Raw genomic sequence first — 23,068 nt, 5'->3', positions numbered from 1 at the left:
CGGAGGGGGCGCGATGAGCCATTACATGCGGGGCCTGGTCGTTCGCAGTGCGGGCGTGCCGGCTGAGCTTGTCGAGCTGCGGCTGCCCGAGATCGGGCCGGGCCAGGTGCGGGTCAAGGTCCGTGCGGCCGGTGTCTGCCACTCCGACCTTTCCATGATCAACGGTACGCTGCGCCCGCCGCACCCGCTCGTGCTCGGTCACGAGGCGGCCGGCGAGGTGGTCGAGGTCGGCGAACACGTCACCCGCGCCCGGGTGGGCGATCACGTGGTCCTCAACTGGCAGCCGGCCTGCCGGAGCTGCTGGTTCTGCGAGCACGGCCAGCCGTGGCTGTGCAGCACCTCGTCCGGCGTCGCGGCCCTGGAGAACGGGCTCACCCTGGACGGTGCGCCGGTCCACGTCACCCTCGGGCTGGGCGCCTTCGCGGAACAGGTGGTGGCCCCGGAGAACGCGGTCATCCGCGTACCGAAGGAACTGAATTTCGAACTGGCGGCCCTGCTCGGGTGCTCGGTGCTCACCGGCAGCGGCGCGGTCCGCAACACCGCCCAGGTCAAGCCGGGCGAATCGGTGCTGGTCATCGGCCTCGGCGGGGTCGGGCTGTCGGCGGTCGCCGCGGCCCGCGCGGCCGGCGCCGGCAAGGTCATCGCCGTCGACGTCACCGAGGCGAAGAAGGGCCTGGCCGAGGCGGCCGGCGCCACCGACTTCGTGGTCTCCTCGGACAACCTGTCCAAGGAGATCCGCAACCTGACCGGCAGGCTCGGCACCGATCACGCCATCGAATGCGTCGGCCGGGCGTCGACCATCCGCGCCGCGTGGCGCGCCACCCGGCGCGGCGGCCAGGTCACCGTGGTCGGCATGGGCGCGGCCGACGACATGGTCCAGCTGGGCGCGCTCGACATCTTCTCGTCGGCGCGGACCCTCAAGGCTTCGGTGTACGGGCAGGCGGACACCGACATCGAGGTTCCGGCCCTGGCCCGCGACGTCCTCGACGGCAAGCTCAACCTGGACCACCTGATCACCGACCGGATCACCCTGGCCGAGGTCCCGGCCGCTTTCGACCGCATGTCCCGCGGCGAGGGCGCCCGCTCCGTAGCCCTCCTCTGACCGCCGAAAGGGTGGGCCGCCACTCGGTGGCTCACCCTTTCGGGGGAACATCGGCCAAGGCTGATTGATATCGTGATATCACTGCCTGCATGCCGGAGGTCACCATGCCGAACATCCTCATCCGGGACCTGAGCCAGGAAGCTGTCGACCGGATCGACGCCGCCGCGGCGCGGCTCGGACTGTCGCGAAACGAATACCTTCGCCGCAAGTTCGAGGAAGGTATCCCTCCGGCCGAACGCACGGTGACCGCAGCGGACTGGGACCGATCCGCCGAGGTCTTCGCGGACCTGGACGATCCCGACGTGATGGAGTCGGCGTGGCGGTGACGAGCTGGTTGATCGACAAGTCCGCCTACGTCCGGCTGCAAACCGGCCAGGTAGCGAACCGGGACGACTGGAGCACCCGGATCGGCCGTGGACTGGTGCGGCTCTCCACGATCACCCGGCTCGAGCTCGGCTACTCGGCGCGCTCGGGCGAGGCCGGCCGGCAGCAGTTCGCACGCCCACCGCTGTCCTACATGCCGGTCGAATACCTGACGCCCGCCATCGAGGACCGGGCCCTGGAGGTGCAGATGATCCTCGCCGACCGTGGCCAGCACCGGGCCCCGTCGATTCCGGACCTGCTCGTCGCGGCGACCGCTGAGAAGGTTGGCCTGACCGTGCTCGCGGTGGACAAGGATTTCGAGCTCATCGCCACGATCACCGGTCAACCGGTGGAAGCCCTGGTCGGATGATCCGCGTCGGACCGGGTGGTCTCGTCGGTCTCGGTGCTGCACAGAATGTAGTGGTCGTCGCCGAAGACGGCGGCGATCTGAAGATGGCCTCCGAGCGCCTGAACATAGCGTGCGATGGCATCGACGGTGGACACGTCGCCGTTCTCGATCTGCGAGACCCGGCCCTTGGTGACACCCATCCGTTCGGCCACCTCCGCCTGGGTGAGCCCGAAGGCCTTACGACGTTCGGCGAGGCGGTAGCCGTCGATGTAAGCCTGCTGGCGGCGGCGAGCCACGGCGATCCGCTGCTCGCCACCGAGTTCGGCGACGATCTCGGCGCGAACGTCCTTCCACAGCGGGAATTCGGTCATCGGTTTCGCTCCTCGTCTTGGCGTTCTTGCCCGTCCTCGGCGAGCCGGTCGATGGCCGCTGTTATCTGGTCGTATGAACCCGCGTCCAGGGTTTCGGCCCAGGCCAGGAATTCATGCGTGACTCGGATCTCCCACTCCTCCACGCCGACGGAGGTTAGGTAGTTCTATACCTGCGAGGCGGACTGACTGTGCGATACAAAGGTCGGATGCGTCCAGAAGCGGGACAGGTCTTGCACTTCTCGGAGGACCCCGGAATCCGGACCTTCGTGCCGCACGTGGCGGCGACGGCGCGACAGCCTGAGGCGTACGTCTGGGCCGTCGATCACGAGCAGGCGCCCGCCTACTGGTTCCCACGGCAGTGCCCGCGCGCGATGGCCTGGGTGCGGCCCGGCGTCACGACCGGCGCGGACCGGGACCGGATCATCGGCGCAGGCTGCGGGACCCGCGTGCACGCCATCGAGTACGCCTGGCTGGACGCCGTGCGCACCACCACCCTGTACGCCTACCGCCTGCCCGCCGACCGGTTCCGCCCGTTCGGGGAGCCCGACCCGCACGCGTGGGTGGCGACCGATCCGGTCGAGCCGCTGGGCCCGCCCGAACCGGTCGGCGACCTGATCGCCTGCCACGCGGCGGCCGGGATCCAGCTGCGGATCCTCGACAACCTGTGGCCGTTCTGGGACCAGGTCACCGCCGGCACCGTGGGTTTCAGCGGCATCCGGCTGCGCAACGCACGGCGCCGGCCGGCTTGACCAGCGCGATCTTCAGGTGCGGGCTGCCGAAGCCGGGTTGATCAGTGCCGCCACCGTGCGGGCCAGGGCGGACCGGGCCGACTCGACCGACAGCTCCATGCCGTCGCGCCACGAGGCCCACGTCGGCCAGAGGCTGACCGCGGTGAGAGCGTTGAGCAGGTCCTCGTCGCTGCCGATCTCGTGGGCGAACGTGGTGGTCAGCTCGTCCCGTACCCGTGCGGTGTGCAACTTGCGATAGCGCTGCAATCCGGCCGAGAACGGCTCCTTGAGCGCGGAAGCCCGCGCGGCGGGCCCGATCTCCTCCAGCAGGCGGGCCCGCTGGTGGCTGAACGCCTCGATCCGCTCGGCCAGCGGAAGATCCGCCGGAATCGGCCGGTACGCCGCGTCGCGCTGCTCCAGGACACGCTGACCACTGGCGGCCATCAGCGCCTCCATGTCGGCGAAGTGGCTCCACAGGGCGCGTAGCGACACCCCGGCCAGCTTGGCCACCCGGTCGGCGGTGGGGCGCATGTCCCCCTCACCGATCAGCCGGAGGTGCGCGTCGACGATCGCGTTGCGGGTCCGTTCGGACCGTGCGGTGCGACCGTCGACGCGGGTGGGCGGTGTGGTCACGAACCGCTCCGGTAACGCTTCAGCTCCCGGTGGGCCAGGGAACGCTTGTGCACCTCGTCCGGGCCGTCGGCCAGGCGCAGCATGCGGGCGCTCGCCCACAGCCCGGCGAGCGGGGTGTCCTGGCTGAGCCCGGCCGCGCCGTGCGTCTGGATCGCCTTGTCGAGGATCCACTCCACGGCGGACGGCACCACGATCTTGATGGCCTGGATCTCGGTGTGCGCGCCCTTGTTGCCGACCGTGTCCATCAGCCAAGCGGCCTTGAGCACCAGCAGGCGGGCCTGCTCGACACGGACCCGCGACTCGGCGATCCAGTCCTGGATGACGCCCTGCTCGGCGAGGGTCTTGCCGAAGGTGGTGCGGGCCAGCGCCCGGGTGCACATCAGTTCCAGCGCCCGCTCGGCCATGCCGATCAGCCGCATGCAGTGGTGGATCCGGCCGGGCCCGAGCCGGGCCTGGGAGATGGCGAAGCCGCCGCCCTCGACGCCGATCAGGTTGGTGGCCGGCACCCGTACGTTCTCGAAGATCAGCTCGGCGTGACCGCCGTGGTCGCCGTCGGTGTAGCCCATGACCGTCATGCCGCGCTTGACGGTCAGGCCGGGCGTGTCCCGGGGCACCAGGATCTGGCTCTGCTGCACGTGCCGGGCGGCGTCCGGATCGGTCTTGCCCATCACGATGAAGACCTTGCAGTTCGGGTTCATCGCGCCGGTGATGTAGAACTTGCGCCCGTTGATGACGTAGTCGTCGCCGTCCCGCTCGATCCGGGTCCCGATGTTGGTGGCATCGGACGAGGCGACCTGCGGCTCGGTCATCGCGAAGGCGGACCGGATCTCCCCGGCCAGCAGCGGCTTGAGCCAGCGTTCCTGCTGCTCCGGAGTGCCGAACTCGGCGAGCACCTCCATGTTGCCGGTGTCCGGGGCGGCGCAGTTGAGGGCCGCCGGCGCCACCGCCGGGCTGCGGCCGGTGATCTCGGCGAGCGGCGCGTACTGGAGGTTCGTCAGGCCGGCGCCGTGCTCACCGGGAAGGAAGAGATTCCACAGCCCGGCCTCCTTGGCGGCCTCCTTCAGGCTCGCCAGGATCGCGGGCGGCTCCCAGCCGTCGGTGTGGAACGAGGACTCGGCGGGGTAGACGTGCTCGTCCATGAAGGCGAGCAGTCTCTTGCGGTAGTCCTCGGTCTTCGCGTCGTACTCGAAGTCCATCAGTTTCCTTCCAGCGCTCGGTGGCCCTGCTCGACCAGGGCGGGAACCATCGCCCCGACGGTGTCGAAGCCGGGGCCGACCGTCTGACCCTTGGTGTAGCGGTAGTGCACGCCCTCGAGGATGACGGCGAGCTTGAAGGCGGCGAAGCCCACGTACCAGTGCAGGTCGCTGACGTCCCGCTTGCTCCGTTCGGCGTACCGGGCGGAGATCTCGTCGAGGGTGGGATGGCCCGGGACGTCGATCGGGGCCACCGGCACACCGTCGCGCTCCAGCATCGGGCGCCCGGCGTAGATCAGCATCAGCGCCAGGTCGCTGAGCGGGTCGCCCAGTGTGGACATCTCCCAGTCCAGCACCGCGTTCACCGTCAGCTTGTCGCTGACCAGCACGTTGTCGAGGCGGAAGTCGCCGTGCACCACGGCGCCGGCGCCGTCCGGGATGTCGGTGGCGAGGCGGGCGTGCAGCTCGTCGATGCCGGAGAGCTCCCGGCTGCGGGACGCGTCGAGCTGCTGCTTCCAGCGGCGCACCTGCCGGGCGTTGAAGCCCTCCGGCTTGCCGAAGTCACCGAGCCCGATCGCCTGCGGGTCCAGTGCGTGCAGGTCGGCGAGGGTGTCCACGAGCGTGAACGTCAGCTCCCGGAACTCGGTGGGGGAGAGGCCGGCGGGGTCCCGGTGGATGGTGCCGTCGACGTGCTCCATGAGGTAGAACGGCGCCCCGATCACCTCGGTGTCGGTGCAGAGCAGCACCGGCTTCGGCACCGGGAAACCGGCCTTGGAGAGGGCGTCGAGAACCTTGTGCTCGCGCGCCATGTCATGGGCGGTCGGCAGCACGTGCCCCAGCGGCGGGCGGCGCAGCACCCACCGGTTGACGCCGTCGGTGACCGCGTACGTCAGGTTCGACCTGCCACCCGCGAACATCGTCCCGGAAAGCGGCGGGCTGTCCAGATAGGCCTGGAGTTTTTCCAGGTCGAGGCCCTTCATGAGGACGCCTGCCGCTCGAAACCGCGCTGAAGTTTGTTCATGCCACCCAGCCAACGGTCCGGATCGCTCGCACGCAAGCGGTAGTAGCCCTCGACTTCCGCGTGCGGGAGGATCAGGAAACCCTCGCCGTCCAGCGAATCGGCGACCAGGTCGGCGACCGTCTCCGGGGCCAGCGCCCCCTCGGCGAGCAGCGACGCGGATCCGCTGCCGCTGTCGTTGCCGCGGGCCAGCATGTCGGTGCGCACGCCCTGCGGGCAGAGCGCCTGCACGATCAGACCCCGATGGGCGTACGTCGCTCGCAGCCACTCGGCGTAGGCCAGCGCCGCGTGCTTCGTCACCGAGTAGGTGGCGCTCCCCAGCAGGGTCAGCAGCCCGGCCGCGCTCACCGTGATCAACAGTCGCTTCGGCTCGCCGCTGTCCAGCCAGCGCGGCAGCAGCGCCCGGCTCACGTAGACGTGCGACATCACGTTGACCCCGAAGTCGCGCTGCCACTGCGCGTCCGGCGTCGTCTCGTCACCGGACGACAGCACCCCGGCGTTGGAGCAGAACAGGTCGATGCCGCCCAGCTCGGTCCAGGCGGTGTCGATCAGGTGCTGGACGTCGGCCTCGCTCGCCGCGTCGCCGGGCACCGCGATGCCGCCGATCTCCCCGGCCACCGAGCGGGCGGCGTCGCCGTTCAGGTCGTTGACCACGACCCGGGCGCCGTCGGCGGCGAACCGGCGAGCCAGCGCCGCCCCGATCCCGCCGCCGGCGCCGGTGACGACGACCCGTTTCACTGGACGGCTCCGGTGAGGGTGAGGCCGCCGTCGATCACGATCGTCTGCCCGGTGATCCAGGCGGCGTCCGGCGAGCAGAGGAACGCCACGGTGCCGGCCACGTCATCGGTGTTGCCGAGCCGCTTGAGCGGATACGTGGCCGCCACCTCCGCCTCCCGCCCCTCGTAGAGGGCAGACGCGAACCGGGTCTTCACGACCGCGGGCGCGACGGCGTTGACCCGGATCTTCGGGGCCAGCTCGACCGCGAGCTCTTCGGTGAGGTGGATCAGAGCGGCCTTGGTGGTGCCGTAGAAGGCGATCCCGGGCGCGGGGCGCACGCCGGAGACCGAGCTGATGTTGACCACCGAGCCGCCGGTGTCGGCCAGCCCACCGCGCAGCGCCTCCTGGATCCAGCCGAGCGTGCCGATCAGGTTCACCTCGGCCATCTTGCGGGCCGCGTTCAGATCGAGGCTGGCCAGCGGCCCGTACGCCGGGTTGATGCCGATGTTGTTGATCAGTGTGGTGACCGGCCCGAACCGCTCCCGCACCGCGTCGACCACGGCCGCCCGGTGCGCCGGGTCGTCGCCCTTGCCGGCCACGCCGAGGGCGACCTCGGGGCCGCCGAGCTCCTTCACCGCGGCCTCGAGGGCGTCGGCGTCGCGGCCGGTGATCGCGACTCTCGCTCCCTGTGCGACGAATCGCTGGGCGATGGCGAACCCGATTCCGCGGCTTGCCCCGGTCACGATCGCTATCTGGTCCGCCATCGCTCAAACCTCCTGAAGTCGTGTTTTTGCAGTCCGAGTGCAGATATTACGCGGCCGGTACGCCACTCTGCGGCGGAGCCACGGCCTGGCCCGTGTACGGCGCGACCGGGCCGTCCTTGTCGTCGGTCGTGTACGGCGTACCGAAGTACACCGCCTTACCGCCCTGGATCTTGGTGAGCTGCTCTCCGCCGTACCCCGAGTGGTCCTGTGCGGAGAAGCGCAGCGGCACCGTGCCCGGGCCCTGGAAGCCGTTCTTCTGCACGGCCTCGATGATCTTTTCGCGGGTCAGGTCCTTGCCGGCGGCCTGGAGCGCCTGCACGAACAGGTAGCCGACCGACATGCCGTAGACGATGTTGTTGTCGAATTCGGCGTTGCCGTTGTGCGCCGCGTTCACCTTCTTGAACAGCTGGATCCACGGGTTGGCATCGTCGTTGTTCAGCGGCAGGTAGTTGGTTGCCACCAGGCCCTCCATCAGAGGCGCGGCGGCACCCAGCGTCTTTCCGACGGTGGTCGGGTCGGCGCCGACGTTGCTGACCACGAACTGCGGCTTGAACGCAATCTTCGCAGCCGTGCCGATCGAGAGGGCAGTGAAACCGGGCACAGTCGCCAATACCACGACCTCGCAGCCGGCCGCCTTCAGAGCGCCCATCTGCGGGCCCACGTTCGGGTTGCTGGTCACGTAGCTCTCCTTGGCCGCCACCGGGCCGAGAACCTTCTCGATGCCGGCCAGACTGTCCCGGCCGAAGTCGTCGTCCTGGCCCAGGAAGCAGGTCTTCTTGCCGGCCAGGTTCTCCTTCACGTACGTGCCGAGGATCTTGCCCTCGACCGTGTAGTCCGGGTTGAAGCCGAAAGTGCCCGGGTACTTGTCCGGCTGGTTCCAGCTGCGGCTGCCGCTGGCCACGAAGAGGTCCGGCACCCGGTTGGTCTTGAGGAAGTCGAGTACGCCGGTGTGCGTCGGGGTGCCCAGTCCGTTGAGGATCGCGAAGACCTTGTCCTGCAGCACCAGCTCGCGCACCACGGTCTGGGTGTTGGCCGGGTTGTAGCCGTCGTCCTTGATCTTGTAGCTGATCTTCCGGCCGTGCACGCCGCCGTTGGCGTTCACGTAGTCGAAGTACGCCTTGGTGGCCGGCGCGATCTTCGAATAGCCGGCCGCGGCCGGGCCGGTCAGCGGCATGTGGGTGCCGACCACGATCTCGCTGTCGGTCACACCCGGCACGCTAGCGCCGCTGGAACCGCTGCCGCCGCCCTCGTTCGTGCAGCCCGCGGTGGCGAGCAGCACGACGGCCAGGGCCGCCGTCGCCGTACGTTTCATCGATTCCTCCTGATAAGACGTGAAATTCGGGATGGGATGGATGCGAGGCCGCCGGGGGCGGCGAGCATGACGACGACGAGCACCACACCGAAGACGACGAGCGCGAGATTGCCCTCGAGCTGCTGCGATCCGGTCTGCTCACCGACGGACTGGGCAAGCGTGGGAAGCACCACCAGCAGAACCGCGCCCCACAGGGCGCCGAACAGGCTCCCCAGCCCGCCGATCACGATGGCCATGACCAGGAACAGGGAGAGCGTCAGCGGGAACGCGCCGGGTGAGACGCTCTGCGCGAGCACGGCGAACAGCGCGCCGGAGACACCGGCGCAGACGGCGCTCACCACGAACGCCAGCACCTGGGTCCGCGCGATGTTGATCCCGGCCAGCTTGGCGGCGGTCTCGTCGTCGCGGACGGCCCGCAGGTCACGCCCGAACCGGCCGCGGATCAGCAGTGCCAGCAGCAGCACCACGGCCAGAGCCGCACCCCAGCACAGCCAGGCCTGCCAGCGCTCCATCGGGATCGTCTCCGGCGGTGGGTTCAGGATCACCGACAGGCCCTGGTCGCTGTTGAACGTCTCGTCGAACGTGCTGGTCACCGATGGGACCACGATCGCCACGGCCAGGGTGAGGCCGGCCAGGTAGGGGCCGCGCAACCGGGCCGCGGCCAGGCCGATCACCGCGCCGGCGACGGTCGTCACCACGACCGCCACGGCGAAGCTGAGCGGCAGATTCACCCACTTGTTCTGCGTCAGCGCCAGGGTGTAGGCGCCGGTCGCCATCAGTGCGCCGTGCCCCAGGGACAACTGGCCGTTCAGTCCGGTGAGGACGGTCAGGCCCGCGGTGACACAGAAGTAGGCGCCCATGGTGGCGAGCTGATAGTTCCGGAACGGCGGCAGCATGTACGTCAGCGCCACCACCAGGACCGCGCCGGCCGCGATCACGAGAGCCGGGTGCAGGCGCCGCCGGCGCTTCGGGACGGCCGACCCCACATCCGGTACGGGCGCCGCGTTCGCCTTCTGCTGGACGTCGGTCATGCTGCGCCTCCCTGGACATGTCCGCCAGGGGATCGCCCGTGAGCCGCGGTCATGCCACCCTCGCTTTCGAACTGGAGAACAGGCCACCCGGCTTGCCGAGCAGCACCAGCACGAGCAGGGCGAGGATCGCCATCGGGGCGACCGTGACGTCGATGTATCCGCTGACGTACGACAGCAGCAGGCCCACGACCAGGCCGCCGACGACCGCACCGATCGGGCTGTCCAGACCGCCGACCACCGCGGCCGTGAACGCCGAGACGAAGACGACGTCCATGGCGGTCGGGTGGACGCCCAGTTCGGTGGGGACCACCAGCATCCCGGCGAGCGATCCGACCGCCGCCGCCAGCGCCCAGCCGAGCGTCAACATGCCGCCCACCGAGACGCCGAGCAGGCGGGACACGTCCGGCGCGAAGGCCGCGGCCCGCATCCGCAGGCCGATCGCCGTACGGGTGAAGAGCAGCGTGAGAACGACGACCACCGTGCCCACCGCGGCGAAGACGAACAGGTCGTACCGCGACAGCATCGCGATCCCGCCCACCTCGAACGCGTCCCGGCTGAACGGCGTCTCCACCGGCTGGTACTCGTTGCCGTAGACGATGCCGAGCGTGCCCTGCAGAACCAGGACCAGGCCGAGCGCCACCACCACCCCGTTGAGCGGTGACGAGTGGTCGACGAACCGCATCACCACCCGCTCGACCAGGACACCGAGCAGGAGCCCGGCCAGCAGGGCCACCACGAACCCGAGCCAGTAGGACCCGGTCGCGTTCGTCACCGAATAGGCGACGTAGACGGCGGCCACCGCCATCGAGCCCTGCGCGAAGTTGACGATCCGGGCGGCGCGCCAGATCAGGACGAGGGCCAGCGCGAACGCCGCGTAGACCAGTCCGCGGCTGAGCCCGTCGAAGGTCAGATAGATGAATCGGTCCATCGCTAGAACCCCAGGTAGGCGTGACGGAGGTCGGCGTCGTCGCGCAACACCGACGCCTTGTTACGGGCCACCACCCGGCCCAGCGCGAGCACCACGCCCTCATCGGCGATGGAGAGCGCGCTGCGTACGTTCTGTTCGACCAGCAGGACCGCCAGCCCGGTGCGTTCCCGCAGGTCACGAAGCAGCGCCATGATCTGGCCGGTCACCTTCGGCGCGAGGCCCAGCGACGGCTCGTCGAGCAGCAGCAGCCTCGGCCGCCCGACCAGCGCCCGGCCCAGGGCCAGCATCTGCCGCTCACCGCCGGACAGTTGATGGCCGGCGAAGGTGCGACGTTGCGCCAGCGACGGGAACAGGTCGTAGACCTCGTCGAGCGCCTTCCGGGCATCGGCCCGGTCGCGCCGCCAGAGCCCGCCGAGCCGCAGGTTCTCGTCCACGGTCAGTTCGGTGACCACGCCGCGTCCCTCCGGAACGTGCGCGATGCCCCTCCGCACCAGATGCTCCACTTTGGTGCCGGCGAGGTCCGCGCCGTCGAAGACGACCCGGCCACGCGAACTGCGGACCAGGCCCGAGAGGGCGCGCAGGAGAGTGGTCTTGCCAGCGCCGTTCGCCCCGAGCACGGCGACGATCTCTCCGGGTCGGACGGTGAGGCCGACGTCGTGCAGGACCGGTGCCGCGCCGTACCCGGCGGTCAGGCCGTCGACCTGTAGCAACGCCCCGGTCATTCAATAGCTCCGGCCGGTGCCGGGGTACGGGTGATCATCGGCGCTCCTCCTTCGGGGCCGCTCGGTGGGTATGCCGAGGAGAGCCGGGTCATGCCTGGCTTTCCGGATATGCGAAATGAGAGGCCGGTCCGGCCCCGTGTTATGAAAAAGGCGTGCCGAGTTGTCAGCCCGGAAGGGAAACGGCGCCCCGGGTCAGGCCGGAGCGCCGAGATAGGCCTCGGTCACCCGTGGGTTCTCGCTGATCTCGCCCGGGGTGCCGAGCGCGATCGACCTACCGAAATCGAGCACCAGGATCTCGTCGCAGACCGACATCACCAGGTCCATGTGGTGTTCGACCAGCAGGACGGTGGTGCCGACCTCTTTGATCAGGGTGCCGAGCCAGCGGATCTCATCCGGGTCCAGCCCGCCGGCCGGCTCGTCGAGCATCAGGATGCGTGGCTTGGCGACCAGCGCCCGTGCCAGCTCGATGCGTTTACGAATCGCGTACGGCAGCGCGCCGGGATGGGCGCCCGCGTACCGGGCGACGCCACACCGCTCCAGGGCGGTGAGCGCCTCCCGCTCGGCATGCCGGTTGCGCGCACCGACCATCACGTTCTCCAGGACGGTCATGCCGGCGAACTGGCCGACACCCTGGAGGGTCCGTGCGATACCGAGACGGTTCAAATGGTGCGGCCGGGGCCGCCAGGGCTGCCCGTCCAGCGTGAGTGACCCGGATGTCGGGTTCACGAAGCCGCAGATGACATTGAAAAGGGTGGTCTTGCCCGCGCCGTTCGGCCCGATGACGCCCACGATCCGCCCCGGCGCCACGCGCAGGGAGACGTCATCGAGTGCGGTCAAGCCGCCGAAGCGGACCGTGATGTTGTGGAGCGCGAGCTCCTTGAGCGGGGGATCTGTTGACATGGCCGCCTCGCCGGACCGGTGGAGATCCTAGGTGGAGATGGAGCATCAACTATTTACACTTGGAGTGTAACTTTCTCGGCGGACTCGTCAACCACTTGCGATGACCCTGTTACCTCAGGCCACGCCGGCGGGCCGGAACTGCACGCTGATCCGGGGTCCGGCGGGCTTCGCGGTCTTGGGCACGGCGTGCTCCCAGGTGCGCTGACAGGAGCCGCCCATCACGATCAGATCGCCGTGGCCGAGGGGCAGGCGCAGCGTGTCGTGCCCGCCGGCGCGTGGTCGTAGCAGCAGGTTTCGTGGGGAGCCGACCGAGACGATCGCGACCATCGTGTCCTGCGTGGCGGAGCGGCCGATGGTGTCGCCGTGCCAGGCCACGCTGTCACGCCCGTCGCGGTAGAGGCACATCCCGGCGGTCATGAACTCCTCGCCGAGCTCATCGGCGTAGTGCCTGTTCAGTTCGGCGCGGGCGGCGGTCAGGGCGGGATGCGGCAGCGGCTCCTCCGCTGAGAACCAGCGGAGGAGCCGTGGAACGTCGACGACGTCGTCATACATCCGGCGGCGCTCGGCGCGCCAGTCGATGCCGAGCAGCGTCTCGAAGACGGCGTCGGAGCCGGGCAGCCAGCCGGGCAGGATGTCCACCCAGGCGCCCGCGGTGAGGTGCCGGCGGGTGAGGCGGCCGGTCAGTGACCCGACCCGGACCTCAGTCGGCCCGGACAGCAGATCGAGCATCGAAGGCTGGTAGGCGCTGGTCATGCCGCCATGTTAGTACTGGCGTTCGATTCCGGCGGCCTTCATCTCCGGGCCTGTGGACAACGGATTCACCGCTTCGGCTTCTGTGGACAACGGGCCGGTCTCCGCCTCAACCGTGGCAGGCTTCGGGCGCAACACCGTGGCGGCCAGGACCGCCGCGGCGATCCCGCCCACCACGCCGATGAGAGAGGTGACCGCGATGGCGTCCACGAAGGCGGCCCGCGCGGCCTCGGCCAGGCCCGTGTCTCCGGTCGCCGTCGCCACCCCGAGTGCATCACCGAGCGAGTCCCGCGCCGGTCCGGTGACGTCCGCCGGCATCGACGCGCGATATGCCGTGGTCAGCACGCTTCCCAGAATCGCCACGCTCAGCGCCGTGCCCACCTGCTGGACCGTGTCGTTGACCGCCGAGCCGACCCCGGCCCGCTCCGGCGGCAGCGCCCCGAGCAGCGTTCCCACCGCGGCCGGCGCCGCCACGCCACTGCCCATGCCGATGACGACCAGGGCCGCGGCGAGCTTCGGATACCCATCGGCCGGGTCGAGCGACGAGAGGATCGCGAAGCCGCCGGCCACCAGCAGCAGGCCGGCCGACAGCGCCACCCGCGCGCCGAACCGCTTGTCCATCACCACGCCGACACCGTTGAAGGCCATCGTCGTCACGATCATCGGGATGAAGGCCGAGCCCGCCCGCAGCGGCTCGTATCCGAGGACGAACTGGAGATATTGCGTGATCGCCAGCATCACGCCACCGGCGGAGAAGGAGAGCAGCACGAGCGAGAGGCTGGCGCCCCGGAAATTGCGGTCCCCGAAGAGCGACAGCGGCAGCATCGGCTCGGCGACCCGGCGCTCCCAGAGGATGAAACCGGTCAGTGCGACCAGGGCGATGAGGAAACCGCCGACGGTCCGTGCCGACTGCCAGCCGTGCTCGGGTGCGGAGATGACGCCCCAGATCAGGGCGGTCATGCCGATGGTGGAGAGCAGGGCGCCGAGCGTGTCGGGCCGGGTGGCCGGGCCCCGGGACTCCGGGATGATCAGCACCGCGGCCACGATGCCGAGCACCACGATCGGGATGTTGAGCAGGAAGACCGAGCCCCACCAGAAGTGCTCCAGCAGGAGGCCGCCCAGGGTCGGGCCGCCGATCGCGCCGAGCATCAGCACGGAGCTCCAGATCGCGATCGCCTTCTTCCGCTCGTCCTCCGCGAAGACCGTGGTGAGGATGGCCAGGGTGCCCGGCATGAGGAAGGCGGCGCCCAGTCCCATCAGGCCACGGACCGCGATTAGCTGGCCGGGGGTCTGGCAGATCGTGGCCAGTGCGGACGCCCCGCCGAAGATTGCGAGACCAGTGACGAGGCCGAGGCGGCGACCATGCCGGTCGGAGAGGCTGCCCGCGGTGAGCAGCGCGCCGGCGAAGACCAGGATGTAGGCGTCGATGATCCACTGAATGTCCGCGGTGCTCGCGCCGAGGTCGCGGATCAGGGCCGGGATGGCGATGTTGAGCACCATGTTGTCCACGACGGCCACGAGCAGGCTCAGGCAGAGCACGCCCAGGATCAGCCAGCGGCGGGGGTGACGGTCTGGCATTGACATGCCTCTCTCGTACGATGTTCGGGTGGACTCGAACACCGTACCAGTGGACTCGAACACTGTGCGAGTCACTTTATGATGACCTCATGCCCGAATTCACCGACTCGGTGTGGACCCGCCCGGCCCGCCCGCGCACCGGTCAGCCGACCCTCAGCCGGGAGCAGATCGTGCGCGCGGCGATCGAGCTCCTCGATGCCGAGGGAGCGGCCGGCCTGAGCATGCGCAGGCTCGGGGCCCACCTCGGTTCCGGCGCCACCTCGCTCTACTGGCACGTGGCGAACAAGGACGACCTGCTCGAACTGGCCGTCGACCAGGTGATGGGAGAGGTCTACGTGCCGGAGCCGGGTGACACCCCCTGGCGGGTGGGTGTGTCGGTGATGGCCGACGGCATGCGGGCCATGCTGCTGCGTCACACCTGGGTGATCGGGCTGCTCGGGGTGCGGCCCACCATCGGGCCCAACGTGATGCGGACGAGCAACCGCAGCGTCGCCCTGCTCTCGGCGGCCGGGTTCACCGGGCCCGCGCTGTCGCACGTGCACTCGCTGATCACCGCGCACGTGATCGGCGCGGCCACCACCGAGGCCGCGGTCGCCGCCGCGGTCCAGCGATCCGGGCAGTCGGCGGCCGAGATCCGCGAGCAGTTGGAGCCGTTCATGGAGAAGACCGCCGGCGACTACCCCGACTACGCGCGCTGGCGGCAGGAGAGCGGGGTCACCGAGATGGATCCGGACCAGGTCTGGGACCAGAGCTTCGCCTTCGGCCTGGAGCGGATCCTCGACGGCCTCGAACTCTGGCGGGTCAACAACACCGGCAACACCTCATCCGCTTAGTGCGGCGGGTGGGATCAGCCGCTCAGTGGGGCGGGGGGATCAGCCGCTCAGTGGGGCGGGTGGGATCAGTCGGTGGCGAGGTGGGCGTGCAGATGCATGTCGTGCCAGCCGTCGGTGTGGCGGGCCTCGCTGCGTTTGGTGCCCTCCAGGAGGTAGCCGGAGCGCTGAGCGACCCGGCAGGAGGCGGCGTTGTGGGTGGAGTGGCTCAGTTCCAGGCGGTGCAGGCCGAGTTCACCGATGCTCCAGCGGGTCAGGGCGGTCAGGGCGCGGGGTGCGATCCGCTGTCCGCGGGCTGACGGGAGAACCCAGTAGGAGACGTGCCCGAGACCCTCGGCGAGACTGATGTGCCGCAGGCCGGTCTGGCCCACGACCTGGTCGTTCTCGACGATCGCCCAACCCGCGTCCGTCTCCGCCCGCCAGCGGGGCGGCCACTGCGCGATCCAGTCGAGTGCCTCGTCCCGGCTCAGGCTTCGGCAGTGCCATCGCTGGATCGCCGGGTCGGCGAAACCCGCCACGACCGCATCCACGTCGGTGTCCCGCCACGGCCGTAGCCGCAGCCCTTCACCGTCGATGACGGGCTGCGCCGATGTGGACAGCGAACCCGGCGGAAGCGCCGGCGTGGTGAGAAGAGGCACCCAGCGACTCTAGGTCCTCCGGCCACAGGACGGGCACTCGCCGGCCGGGAGCGGCGGCAGGAGGGGGAGTGGGGTCGAGGCCGGCCAGCGGGACCACCCGCTCAAGCCCGGCGGGCGCGGCACGGCCCGGAGCGGGCAGTCGGCCGGCGCCGAGCAGGCGGAACGGTCCCAAAGGGACGGGGCGATGTCACGCGTACCGGAGAAGGGTTGGAGCGAGACGGCGAGGGGGAGCCCGCCGCCTCGCTCGCGCCGGTCAATGGTCGGGGGTTTTGTCCGGGTCGGGGTGATGGTAGGAGATCTGCTCCGGTGGGAGCGGGAACTCGACGTCCTCGCCGAAGGGCGAGAGGCCGCCCTGCTGCGGGGCGACAAGTTCGGCGATGTCCATGTGGCCGTCGGGGCCGACCGGCGCCGTCTGCGGGAGGCGGGCGCTGGACATCGGCGGATTGACCGTCGGCGGACTGACCGTCCGTGGATTGGCCGTCCGCGGATTGGCCGTCTGGGGATTGGCGGTCCGCGGATTGGGCGCCGACGGATTGCCGGGCGCCGACTCCAGCTCGTCGCGGCGGAAGATCTTGCGGCCCAGCCAGACCAGGGGGTCGTAGCGGCGGTCGACCACGCGCTCCTTCATCGGGATGATCGCGTTGTCGGTGATCTTGATGTGTTCGGGGCAGACCTCGGTGCAGCACTTGGTGATGTTGCAGTAGCCGAGACCCTGGCTGGCCTGCGCGTACTCCTTGCGGTCCGCACGATCGTCGAGCGGGTGCATGTCCAGCTCGGCGGCCCGGATGAAGAAGCGCGGGCCGGAGAAGGCCGGCTTGTTCTCGTCGTGGTCGCGGATCACGTGGCAGGTGTTCTGGCAGAGGAAGCACTCGATGCACTTCCGGAACTCCTGGCTGCGTTCCACGTCGACCTGCTGCATCCGGTAGTCGCCGGGGGCGACGCCGGGCGGCGGGGCGAACGCGGGCGTCTCCCGCGCCTTCTCGTAGTTGAAGGAGACGTCGGTGACCAGGTCGCGGATCACCGGGAAGGTCCGGATCGGGGTGATCGTGATGGTCTCGTCCTCGGTGAACGTCGACATCCGGGTCATGCAGCCGAGCCGCGGCATGCCGTTGATCTCCATCGAGCAGGAGCCGCACTTGCCGGCCTTGCAGTTCCACCGGCAGGCCAGGTCGGGCGCCTGGGTGGCCTGCAACCGGTGGATGATGTCGAGGACGACCTCGCCCTCGTTCACCTCGACGTCGAAGTCGCGCAGGTCGCCGCCGGATGCGTCGCCGCGCCAGACACGAAAGTGGCGTTTCACTCTGCCTCCACCTCGGCGAGTTCCTCATCGGTCATGTATTTGGCCAGCTCACTGCGGTCGAACAGGTCGATCAGCTCGGTCCGCATCCGCGGGACCGGTTTGCGTTCCAGGTGCACCTCGCCGGCCTCGTCGAGCGAGCAGACCAGGTTGACGCGCCGCCACTCCGGGCTCATCACCGGGAAGTCCTCGCGGGTGTGGCCGCCCCGCGACTCCTCCCGCTCCAGCGCCGCCTTGGCCGTGCACTCCGAGACGACCAGCATGTTGCGCAGGTCGAGGGCCAGATGCCAGCCGGGGTTGTAGAGCCGGCCGCCGTCGGCGCTCACGTTCGCCACCCGGGCCTTCAGCTCCTGGAGGCGCTTGAGCGCGTCGGTCAGCTCGCCCGCACGGCGGATGATGCCGACCAGATCGCCCATCACCGCCTGGAGGTCCTGCTGCAACGTGTACGGGTTCTCCCCGCCGGAGCGGGCCAGAGGGGCGAGTGCCACCTCGGCCGCGGCGGCCACGTCGATCTTCGCGGGCTTCGGGCGTACGCCGAGCGTGTCCACATAGGCGGAAGCGTGCTCACCCGCCCGCTTGCCGAAGACCAGCAGGTCGGAGAGCGAGTTGCCGCCCAGCCGGTTGGACCCGTGCATGCCGCCGGACACCTCGCCGGCCGCGAACAGCCCCTGAACCGTGCCGAAGGCCGCGCCGGTGTCCGGATCGACCTCGACCCCGCCCATCACGTAGTGACAGGTCGGCCCGACCTCCATCGGCTCCTTGGTGATGTCGACGTCGGCCAGCTCCTTGAACTGGTGGTGCATCGACGGGAGACGCTTGATGATCTGCTCGGCCGGCAGCCGGGTGGACACGTCCAGGAAGACGCCGCCGGCCGGACTGCCGCGCCCCGCCTTGACCTCGCTGTTGATGGCCCGGGCCACCTCGTCGCGGGGCAGCAGCTCGGGTGGGCGGCGGTTGTTGTCGGGGTCGGTGTACCAGCGGTCGCCCTCCTCCTCGGTCTCCGCGTACTGCTTGCGGAAGACGTCGGGGACGTAGTCGAACATGAACCGCTTGCCGTCGGAGTTGCGCAGCACCCCGCCGTCGCCCCGGACCGACTCGGTGACCAGGATGCCCTTCACGCTGGGCGGCCACACCATGCCGGTCGGGTGGAACTGGAGGAACTCCATGTTGATCAGCGTCGCCCCGGAGCGCAGGGCCAGCGCGTGGCCGTCGCCCGTGTACTCCCAGGAGTTCGACGTGACCTTGTAGCTGCGGCCCACCCCGCCGGTGGCCAGCACCACGGCCGGAGTCTCGAAGAGCAGGAACTCGCCGGACTCGCGGTAGTAGCCGAACGCCCCGGCCACCCGGTCGCCGTCCAGCATCAGCTCGGTGATCGTGGTCTCCTGGAAGACCCGGATCCGGGACTCGTAGCTGCCGGTCTCGGCGAAGTCCTCCTGCTGGAGCGAGACGATCTTCTGTTGCAGGGTGCGGATCAGTTCCAGGCCGGTGCGGTCGCCGACGTGGGCGAGGCGCGGGTACTCGTGGCCGCCGAAGTTCCGCTGGGAGATCTTTCCGTCTTTCGTACGGTCGAAGAGCGCGCCGTACGTCTCCAGCTCCCAGATCCGCTCCGGGGCCTCCTTGGCGTGCAGCTCGGCCATCCGGAAGTTGTTCAGGAACTTGCCGCCGCGCATGGTGTCGCGGAAGTGGACCATCCAGTTGTCGTTCGAGTTGACGTTGCCCATCGCGGCGGCGGCGCCACCCTCGGCCATCACCGTGTGGGCCTTGCCGAACAGCGACTTCGAGATGATCGCGGTGCGTTTCCCGGCGAGCCGGGCCTCGATCGCCGCGCGGAGTCCGGCCCCACCGGCGCCGATCACGACGACGTCGTACAGGTGTCGTTCGATCTTGGTGCTCATCGCCTTGCCTCCGCCGCGCTCCGGCCGCGCGGCGATTCGCTCGCAAGCTCGCTCATTGGGGGGCCCTTCAGTTGATGATGCGCAGGTCGGAGAACCACTCGGCGGCGAGACCCATGATGTAGAAGTCGGTCAGCGCCAGGGTGCCGAGCGTGATCCAGGCCAGCTGCATGTGCCGGGTGTTGAGCTTGGAGACGAAGGTCCAGAAGCGGTAGCGCACCGGATGCTTCGAGAAGTGCTTGAGCCGGCCACCGGCGATGTGCCGGCAGGAGTGGCAGGACAATGTGTACGCCCACAGCATGATCACGTTGACCCAGAGGATCACGTTGCCCAGCCCGAGCCCGGTGCTCTGCGCCAGGATCGCGTCCCATGTGTTGATCACCGAGATGATCCCGGCGGCGTAGAACGCGTACCGGTGCGCGTTCTGGAAGATCAGCGGGAACCGGGTCTCGCCGGAGTAGCTCTTGTGCCCGTCCGGCACGGCGCAGGCCGGCGGCGACAACCAGAACGCCCGGTAGTAGGCCTTCCGGTAGTAGTAGCAGGTCAACCGGAAGAGCAGCAGGAACGGCAGAGTGAACGCCGCCTCCGGGATGAGGAAGAAGTTCGGCAGCGGGGTGCCGAACAGGGCCGCGTCACCGCACCGGTCGGTCAGACACGGTGAATAGAAAGGTGTGAGGTAGTGGAACTCCTCCACCCAGAACCACTTGTGCATGAAAACCCGGACGGTCGCGTAGGTGACCCACGCGCCGAGTCCGATAAAGGTCACCAGCGGCGCAAGCCACCACCGGTCGGTGCGCAGGGTGCGCGCGGAGATCGCCGCGCGTTCCGTGCCGCCGCCCGGCCGCGTTGCCGTCGTCGTCATTCCATCTCCCTGGACAGTGCCGTGTGCAGGGTCGCGGGCGACGGTGGACGGACACAGTGGTGCCCCACTCCGCCGTCGCGCCGTGACGGTGATGTGGGGCACACGTTACGCCCAAGGTCCGACATCTTGTGCGGGGCGGGTCACAAAAACACCATCCCGGATCGCAGAGATCGGAACCGATAAGTTAATGGATCTATCCGGAGGCGTTCCCCGTCACGTTCCACGTCGCCAGGTGCAGGGCGGGAGCGCCGTACCGGGACCGGCCCCACCGCTCCGGCAACAGCACCGTCGACGGGCCGATCCCCAGCACCCGGCCCGGGGCCAGCGCCTGCGGGTAGGACTGGGTGAAACGAAGATTGCTCACCGGCGCGGTGACCTCACCGTCCTCAACGAGCCAGACGCCGTTACGGGTCAGCCCGGTGATCACGAGAGTCTTCGGGTCGAGGACCCGCGTGTACCAGAGATCGGTCACCAGCAGGCCCCGGCGCATCCGGGCGACCAGCGGGCGGGCCGAATCGGCGATCAACTCCGGGCCGCCGGCCGCCGGGCCGTGACCGGAAAGGGGCTCCGCCTCCAGGCGCAGGTGCGTGGCGTGCGGCCCCCACGAGCGGGACGCCGGCGACGCGTGCCCGGTCGACTCGGCGCCCGCCCGCGCGGCCGAGGTGCGGTCATGGGTCACCGCCGTGGTCACCCCGTCGCGCACCAGCACCAGCGTGCGCCGGGGCGTGCCCTCGTCGTCGAACGGCAGGTCGGCGGCCTGCTCCTCGCGGCCGCCGAGCGGCTCGTCCACGATGGTCACCGATGGGTCGAACTGCTCCTTGCCCAGCTCGGCGAAGCTCTGCTGCTGGTGGTGCGCCTTGCCGTCGAAGCCGAAGACCGCGAGGTTCTCCAGCAGGTCGGAGACCGCGTCCGGTTCGAGGACCACTTCGTACTCACCGGGGGGCAGCTCGACCGGGTTGCGGGCGGCACGGGCCTTGGCGGCGGCGCGGGCGCCGAGCACCGCCCCGTCCAGGTCGGCGAGCCGGGCCGCGGCCAGCCGGGCCACCCCGTCCGCGCCGTCCGCGCGGGCGATGCCGTCCATCGCGGCCTCCGCTGTCCGCCCTTCGACGGCCTGCCCGGCGGTGTTGGCGAAAGCGGCCGACACGGACAGTGTCCGGCAGTAGCCGGCCGTCTCCATGCCGCCGGCCGCGTCGACGAAGTCGCGGACCCGGCCGGCGCGCTCGGCCGGGTCGGCCCGGGCGGTCGCCTCATCGAAACCGAAGGGGTACCCGGACCACTCGTCCGAGCCGGGATGACCGGGCGACAGCCACAGCGGGGCCGGCGGGGCGAGACCCGGCCAGGACCGGTCGGCCGGGCTCACCCGGGCCGCCGCGAGGGTCCGCTCGACCAGGGTGCGCAGCCCGTCGTCGCTGGTCAGGGTGGTGGAGCCGCCAGCTGTCCGCCCGTCGGTGTGCAGGCGCAGCCGGACCCCGGTGGTGGCCGAGGCCACGTTCTGATGGATCGCCGAGTTGGCGAACCGGGTCAGCGCCTCGGCCTCGCGCCGCACGTTGACCTCGGCCTCGCAACTTCCCCCGGCCAGTTCCCGCACCAGGTCCAAGACCCGGGCGGCGAGATCCGTCTCGCTCATGCGCGCACCCCCACCCGCACGTTCGTGAACCGGGCCGGCGCCGCCGGATGCCCGGTGTGGCCGATCTGGCCGGGTTGCCCCTTGCCGCAGTTGGGTGTGCCCCAGGCGACGGTCTCGCCGGAGAGCATGTCCATCGACTGCCAGAACCGGGGGCCGATCCCGGTGTAGGTCGGATTGCGCAGCATCCGCCCCAGCCTCCCGTTCTTGATCTCGTAGCCGATCTCGCACCCGAACTGGAAGTTCAGCCGGCGGTCGTCGATCGACCAGGAGCGGTTGACGTCCATGAACACGCCGTCGCCGGTGGCCGCGATGATCTCGTCGAGGGTGTGCGGACCGGGCTCCAGCCCGACGTTCGTCATCCGCACCATGGGCAGCCGGGACCAGCCGTCGGAGCGGACGCTGCCCGCGTAGTCCAGCCCGGCGACCGCCGCCGAGTCCCGCCCGGCCAGCACGCCCACCCAGACGCCGTCGCGAACCGCGTGCCGCTTGGCGGCCGGGGTGCCCTCGTCGTCGAAGCCGAAACTGCCCAGCGCGCCGGGGAAGGTGGGGTCGATCGTGATGTTCATCAGCTCGGAGCCGTAGCGCAGCGAGCCGAGCCGGCTCAGATCCAGCCAGCTGGTGCCGGCGAAGGCGGCCTCCCAGCCGAGGATCCGGTCCAGCTCGATGGCGTGCCCCACCGACTCGTGGATCTGGAGGGCCAGCTGCTCGCCGCCGAGCACCAGGGTGGTCTCGCCGGACGGGCAGAGCGGCGCGGTCAGCAGCGCCCGCGCCTCCTCGGCCATCCGGGGCGCGTTGCCGACCAGGTCGAGTTCCTCGACCAGCTCCCACCCACGGGTGCCGAACTGGCCGCGGTGCGACGGCCAGGACCGCCGCTGCACCTCGCCGTCACCGATCGCGATCGCCGTGACGCCCGCGCCGCACTCCCGGATGTGCTGGTCGATGCGGTGGCCCTCGCTGGAGGCGAACCACTTGCGGGTGTCCCAGATCGCGTAGTTGGCCTCGGCCACGTCGGCGCCCGCCGCCCGCGCCGCGGCGGTGGCCCGGACCAGCAGGTCACCCTTGTCGGACAGCGGGACGCCGAGCGGGTCGATCACGCAGTCGGCGGCCCAGCTCGCCGTGACCGGCTGAGCCGGCGTCAGCTCGGTGGCCGGACCGCGGACCAGGGCGCCGGCCGCGGCGATCCGCGCGGCGCGCTCGCCGGCCGCGCGGGCGGAGGGCCCGGACAGATCCGGGACGGCGTAGAAGCCCCAGCTCGACCCGACCAGAGCACGGACGCCCAGGCCGGCGCTCTCGTCGAAGCTCAGATCCTCCACATCGCCGTCACGTGCCGACATGGCCTCGGTCCGCCGCACCATGACGCGTGCGTCCGCATACCGGGCACCGGCGTCGAGTGCGGCCTGCACCGCCGCACCCGCCTCATCGAAGTGGCTCATGAACCCGACCCTATTTGCCGGGTGCGACAC

The 23,068-nt window shown here is 70.0% G+C and carries 24 protein-coding genes and 1 pseudogene; 5 read left to right on the top strand and 20 right to left on the bottom strand.

What is annotated here, in order from left to right:
* Positions 1-13 precede the first annotated feature (13 nt).
* The 3 genes from BJ964_RS06240 (at position 14) to BJ964_RS06230 (ending at position 1,835) form a co-directional block, all read left to right on the top strand.
* Positions 14-1,102, top strand: coding sequence for an alcohol dehydrogenase catalytic domain-containing protein (locus BJ964_RS06240; protein WP_188119786.1), 1,089 nt, complete (start codon positions 14-16; stop codon positions 1,100-1,102).
* An 89-nt stretch (positions 1,103-1,191) separates the two neighbouring features.
* Positions 1,192-1,428 (top strand): type II toxin-antitoxin system VapB family antitoxin, encoded by a 237-nt coding sequence (gene vapB, locus BJ964_RS06235; protein WP_229806591.1) that lies wholly within the window; start codon positions 1,192-1,194, stop codon positions 1,426-1,428.
* A complete protein-coding gene (locus BJ964_RS06230) occupies positions 1,425-1,835 on the top strand; it encodes a PIN domain nuclease (protein WP_229806590.1) in 411 nt (136 codons plus the stop codon). The genes vapB and BJ964_RS06230 overlap by 4 nt, the downstream gene beginning before the upstream one ends.
* Positions 1,836-1,891: 56 nt before the next feature.
* Here the strand turns inward: BJ964_RS06230 and BJ964_RS06225 are convergent.
* Together BJ964_RS06225 and BJ964_RS06220 are read right to left on the bottom strand one after the other, a co-directional pair.
* A pseudogene (locus BJ964_RS06225) lies at positions 1,892-2,185 on the bottom strand (helix-turn-helix domain-containing protein); the annotation flags it as partial.
* Positions 2,182-2,328 (bottom strand): hypothetical protein, encoded by a 147-nt coding sequence (locus BJ964_RS06220; protein ID WP_188119783.1) that lies wholly within the window; start codon positions 2,326-2,328, stop codon positions 2,182-2,184. The pseudogene BJ964_RS06225 and the gene BJ964_RS06220, both read right to left, overlap by 4 nt.
* A gap of 63 nt (positions 2,329-2,391) precedes the next feature.
* Between BJ964_RS06220 and BJ964_RS06215 the strand changes: the two genes are divergently transcribed.
* Positions 2,392-2,934, top strand: a complete 543-nt coding sequence (locus tag BJ964_RS06215; RefSeq protein ID WP_188119782.1) for a DUF6886 family protein — start codon at positions 2,392-2,394, stop codon at positions 2,932-2,934.
* Positions 2,935-2,946: 12 nt separating this feature from the next.
* On the opposite strand, the gene BJ964_RS06210 is transcribed toward BJ964_RS06215, so the two are convergent.
* The 12 genes from BJ964_RS06210 to BJ964_RS06155 form a co-directional block, all read right to left on the bottom strand.
* The gene (locus tag BJ964_RS06210) at positions 2,947-3,546 is read right to left on the bottom strand and encodes a TetR/AcrR family transcriptional regulator (protein ID WP_188119781.1); all 600 of its coding nucleotides are present in this window, start codon (positions 3,544-3,546) and stop codon (positions 2,947-2,949) included.
* Positions 3,543-4,742 (bottom strand): acyl-CoA dehydrogenase family protein, encoded by a 1,200-nt coding sequence (locus tag BJ964_RS06205; RefSeq protein WP_188119780.1) that lies wholly within the window; start codon positions 4,740-4,742, stop codon positions 3,543-3,545. Before BJ964_RS06205 ends, BJ964_RS06210 begins: the two co-directional genes overlap by 4 nt.
* On the bottom strand, positions 4,742-5,719 hold the full coding sequence (locus BJ964_RS06200) for a phosphotransferase family protein (protein ID WP_188119779.1): 978 nt from the start codon (positions 5,717-5,719) through the stop codon (positions 4,742-4,744). Before BJ964_RS06200 ends, BJ964_RS06205 begins: the two co-directional genes overlap by 1 nt.
* Positions 5,716-6,495: an SDR family oxidoreductase gene (locus BJ964_RS06195; RefSeq protein WP_188119778.1), complete on the bottom strand. Its 780-nt coding sequence runs from the start codon at positions 6,493-6,495 to the stop codon at positions 5,716-5,718. Before BJ964_RS06195 ends, BJ964_RS06200 begins: the two co-directional genes overlap by 4 nt.
* Entirely contained in the window at positions 6,492-7,238 is a 747-nt protein-coding gene (locus BJ964_RS06190) for an SDR family oxidoreductase (RefSeq protein WP_188119777.1), read from the bottom strand. Before BJ964_RS06190 ends, BJ964_RS06195 begins: the two co-directional genes overlap by 4 nt.
* Before the next feature lie 46 nt (positions 7,239-7,284).
* Positions 7,285-8,550, bottom strand: coding sequence for an ABC transporter substrate-binding protein (locus BJ964_RS06185; RefSeq protein ID WP_188119776.1), 1,266 nt, complete (start codon positions 8,548-8,550; stop codon positions 7,285-7,287).
* The gene (locus tag BJ964_RS06180) at positions 8,547-9,581 is read right to left on the bottom strand and encodes a branched-chain amino acid ABC transporter permease (protein WP_188119775.1); all 1,035 of its coding nucleotides are present in this window, start codon (positions 9,579-9,581) and stop codon (positions 8,547-8,549) included. The genes BJ964_RS06185 and BJ964_RS06180 overlap by 4 nt, the downstream gene beginning before the upstream one ends.
* A gap of 49 nt (positions 9,582-9,630) precedes the next feature.
* Positions 9,631-10,509 carry a branched-chain amino acid ABC transporter permease gene (locus tag BJ964_RS06175; RefSeq protein WP_188119774.1) on the bottom strand — a complete coding sequence of 293 codons (879 nt, stop codon included), beginning with the start codon at positions 10,507-10,509 and terminating at the stop codon, positions 9,631-9,633.
* Between the two features lie 2 nt (positions 10,510-10,511).
* Entirely contained in the window at positions 10,512-11,231 is a 720-nt protein-coding gene (locus tag BJ964_RS06170) for an ABC transporter ATP-binding protein (RefSeq protein ID WP_188119773.1), read from the bottom strand.
* 192 nt (positions 11,232-11,423) lie between these two features.
* Positions 11,424-12,131, bottom strand: a complete 708-nt coding sequence (locus tag BJ964_RS06165) for an ABC transporter ATP-binding protein (RefSeq protein WP_188119772.1) — start codon at positions 12,129-12,131, stop codon at positions 11,424-11,426.
* A 114-nt stretch (positions 12,132-12,245) separates the two neighbouring features.
* The gene (locus BJ964_RS06160; RefSeq protein ID WP_188119771.1) at positions 12,246-12,884 is read right to left on the bottom strand and encodes an alpha-ketoglutarate-dependent dioxygenase AlkB; all 639 of its coding nucleotides are present in this window, start codon (positions 12,882-12,884) and stop codon (positions 12,246-12,248) included.
* Positions 12,885-12,893: 9 nt separating this feature from the next.
* Positions 12,894-14,465 (bottom strand): MFS transporter, encoded by a 1,572-nt coding sequence (locus BJ964_RS06155; protein ID WP_229806589.1) that lies wholly within the window; start codon positions 14,463-14,465, stop codon positions 12,894-12,896.
* 83 nt (positions 14,466-14,548) lie between these two features.
* Here BJ964_RS06155 and BJ964_RS06150 point away from each other — a divergent pair, with 83 nt between their 5' ends.
* Positions 14,549-15,292, top strand: a complete 744-nt coding sequence (locus BJ964_RS06150; protein WP_188119770.1) for a TetR/AcrR family transcriptional regulator — start codon at positions 14,549-14,551, stop codon at positions 15,290-15,292.
* Positions 15,293-15,357: 65 nt separating this feature from the next.
* Here the strand turns inward: BJ964_RS06150 and BJ964_RS06145 are convergent, their stop codons facing one another.
* From BJ964_RS06145 to BJ964_RS06120, 6 genes are all read right to left on the bottom strand, one after another.
* Complete coding sequence (locus BJ964_RS06145) at positions 15,358-15,927, bottom strand: GNAT family N-acetyltransferase (protein ID WP_188119769.1); 570 nt, start codon at positions 15,925-15,927, stop codon at positions 15,358-15,360.
* Between the two features lie 253 nt (positions 15,928-16,180).
* Positions 16,181-17,227, bottom strand: a complete 1,047-nt coding sequence (locus tag BJ964_RS06140) for a succinate dehydrogenase/fumarate reductase iron-sulfur subunit (protein ID WP_188119768.1) — start codon at positions 17,225-17,227, stop codon at positions 16,181-16,183.
* Entirely contained in the window at positions 17,224-19,119 is a 1,896-nt protein-coding gene (locus tag BJ964_RS06135; RefSeq protein WP_188119767.1) for a fumarate reductase/succinate dehydrogenase flavoprotein subunit, read from the bottom strand. The genes BJ964_RS06140 and BJ964_RS06135 overlap by 4 nt, the downstream gene beginning before the upstream one ends.
* 67 nt (positions 19,120-19,186) lie before the next feature.
* Positions 19,187-19,978: a hypothetical protein gene (locus BJ964_RS06130; RefSeq protein ID WP_188119766.1), complete on the bottom strand. Its 792-nt coding sequence runs from the start codon at positions 19,976-19,978 to the stop codon at positions 19,187-19,189.
* A 193-nt stretch (positions 19,979-20,171) separates the two neighbouring features.
* Complete coding sequence (locus BJ964_RS06125; protein WP_188119765.1) at positions 20,172-21,605, bottom strand: TldD/PmbA family protein; 1,434 nt, start codon at positions 21,603-21,605, stop codon at positions 20,172-20,174.
* Positions 21,602-23,038 (bottom strand): TldD/PmbA family protein, encoded by a 1,437-nt coding sequence (locus tag BJ964_RS06120; RefSeq protein WP_188119764.1) that lies wholly within the window; start codon positions 23,036-23,038, stop codon positions 21,602-21,604. Before BJ964_RS06120 ends, BJ964_RS06125 begins: the two co-directional genes overlap by 4 nt.
* Positions 23,039-23,068 lie beyond the last annotated feature (30 nt).

The sequence above is a fragment of the Actinoplanes lobatus genome (assembly GCF_014205215.1).
In the GTDB taxonomy this organism is placed as follows: domain Bacteria; phylum Actinomycetota; class Actinomycetes; order Mycobacteriales; family Micromonosporaceae; genus Actinoplanes; species Actinoplanes lobatus.
This window is presented reverse-complemented; position numbering and strand designations above follow the sequence as displayed.

Coding starts and splice junctions, on each gene's coding strand:
- BJ964_RS06240 (WP_188119786.1), top strand. CDS start 14: ATGAGCCATTACATGCGGGGCCTGGTCGTTCGCAGTGCGGGCGTGCCG.
- vapB (WP_229806591.1), top strand. CDS start 1,192: ATGCCGGAGGTCACCATGCCGAACATCCTCATCCGGGACCTGAGCCAG.
- BJ964_RS06215 (WP_188119782.1), top strand. CDS start 2,392: ATGCGTCCAGAAGCGGGACAGGTCTTGCACTTCTCGGAGGACCCCGGA.
- BJ964_RS06205 (WP_188119780.1), bottom strand. CDS start 4,742: ATGGACTTCGAGTACGACGCGAAGACCGAGGACTACCGCAAGAGACTG.
- BJ964_RS06200 (WP_188119779.1), bottom strand. CDS start 5,719: ATGAAGGGCCTCGACCTGGAAAAACTCCAGGCCTATCTGGACAGCCCG.
- BJ964_RS06190 (WP_188119777.1), bottom strand. CDS start 7,238: ATGGCGGACCAGATAGCGATCGTGACCGGGGCAAGCCGCGGAATCGGG.
- BJ964_RS06185 (WP_188119776.1), bottom strand. CDS start 8,550: ATGAAACGTACGGCGACGGCGGCCCTGGCCGTCGTGCTGCTCGCCACC.
- BJ964_RS06180 (WP_188119775.1), bottom strand. CDS start 9,581: ATGACCGACGTCCAGCAGAAGGCGAACGCGGCGCCCGTACCGGATGTG.
- BJ964_RS06175 (WP_188119774.1), bottom strand. CDS start 10,509: ATGGACCGATTCATCTATCTGACCTTCGACGGGCTCAGCCGCGGACTG.
- BJ964_RS06170 (WP_188119773.1), bottom strand. CDS start 11,231: ATGACCGGGGCGTTGCTACAGGTCGACGGCCTGACCGCCGGGTACGGC.
- BJ964_RS06165 (WP_188119772.1), bottom strand. CDS start 12,131: ATGTCAACAGATCCCCCGCTCAAGGAGCTCGCGCTCCACAACATCACG.
- BJ964_RS06160 (WP_188119771.1), bottom strand. CDS start 12,884: ATGACCAGCGCCTACCAGCCTTCGATGCTCGATCTGCTGTCCGGGCCG.
- BJ964_RS06155 (WP_229806589.1), bottom strand. CDS start 14,465: ATGTCAATGCCAGACCGTCACCCCCGCCGCTGGCTGATCCTGGGCGTG.
- BJ964_RS06150 (WP_188119770.1), top strand. CDS start 14,549: ATGCCCGAATTCACCGACTCGGTGTGGACCCGCCCGGCCCGCCCGCGC.
- BJ964_RS06135 (WP_188119767.1), bottom strand. CDS start 19,119: ATGAGCACCAAGATCGAACGACACCTGTACGACGTCGTCGTGATCGGC.
- BJ964_RS06130 (WP_188119766.1), bottom strand. CDS start 19,978: ATGACGACGACGGCAACGCGGCCGGGCGGCGGCACGGAACGCGCGGCG.
- BJ964_RS06125 (WP_188119765.1), bottom strand. CDS start 21,605: ATGAGCGAGACGGATCTCGCCGCCCGGGTCTTGGACCTGGTGCGGGAA.
- BJ964_RS06120 (WP_188119764.1), bottom strand. CDS start 23,038: ATGAGCCACTTCGATGAGGCGGGTGCGGCGGTGCAGGCCGCACTCGAC.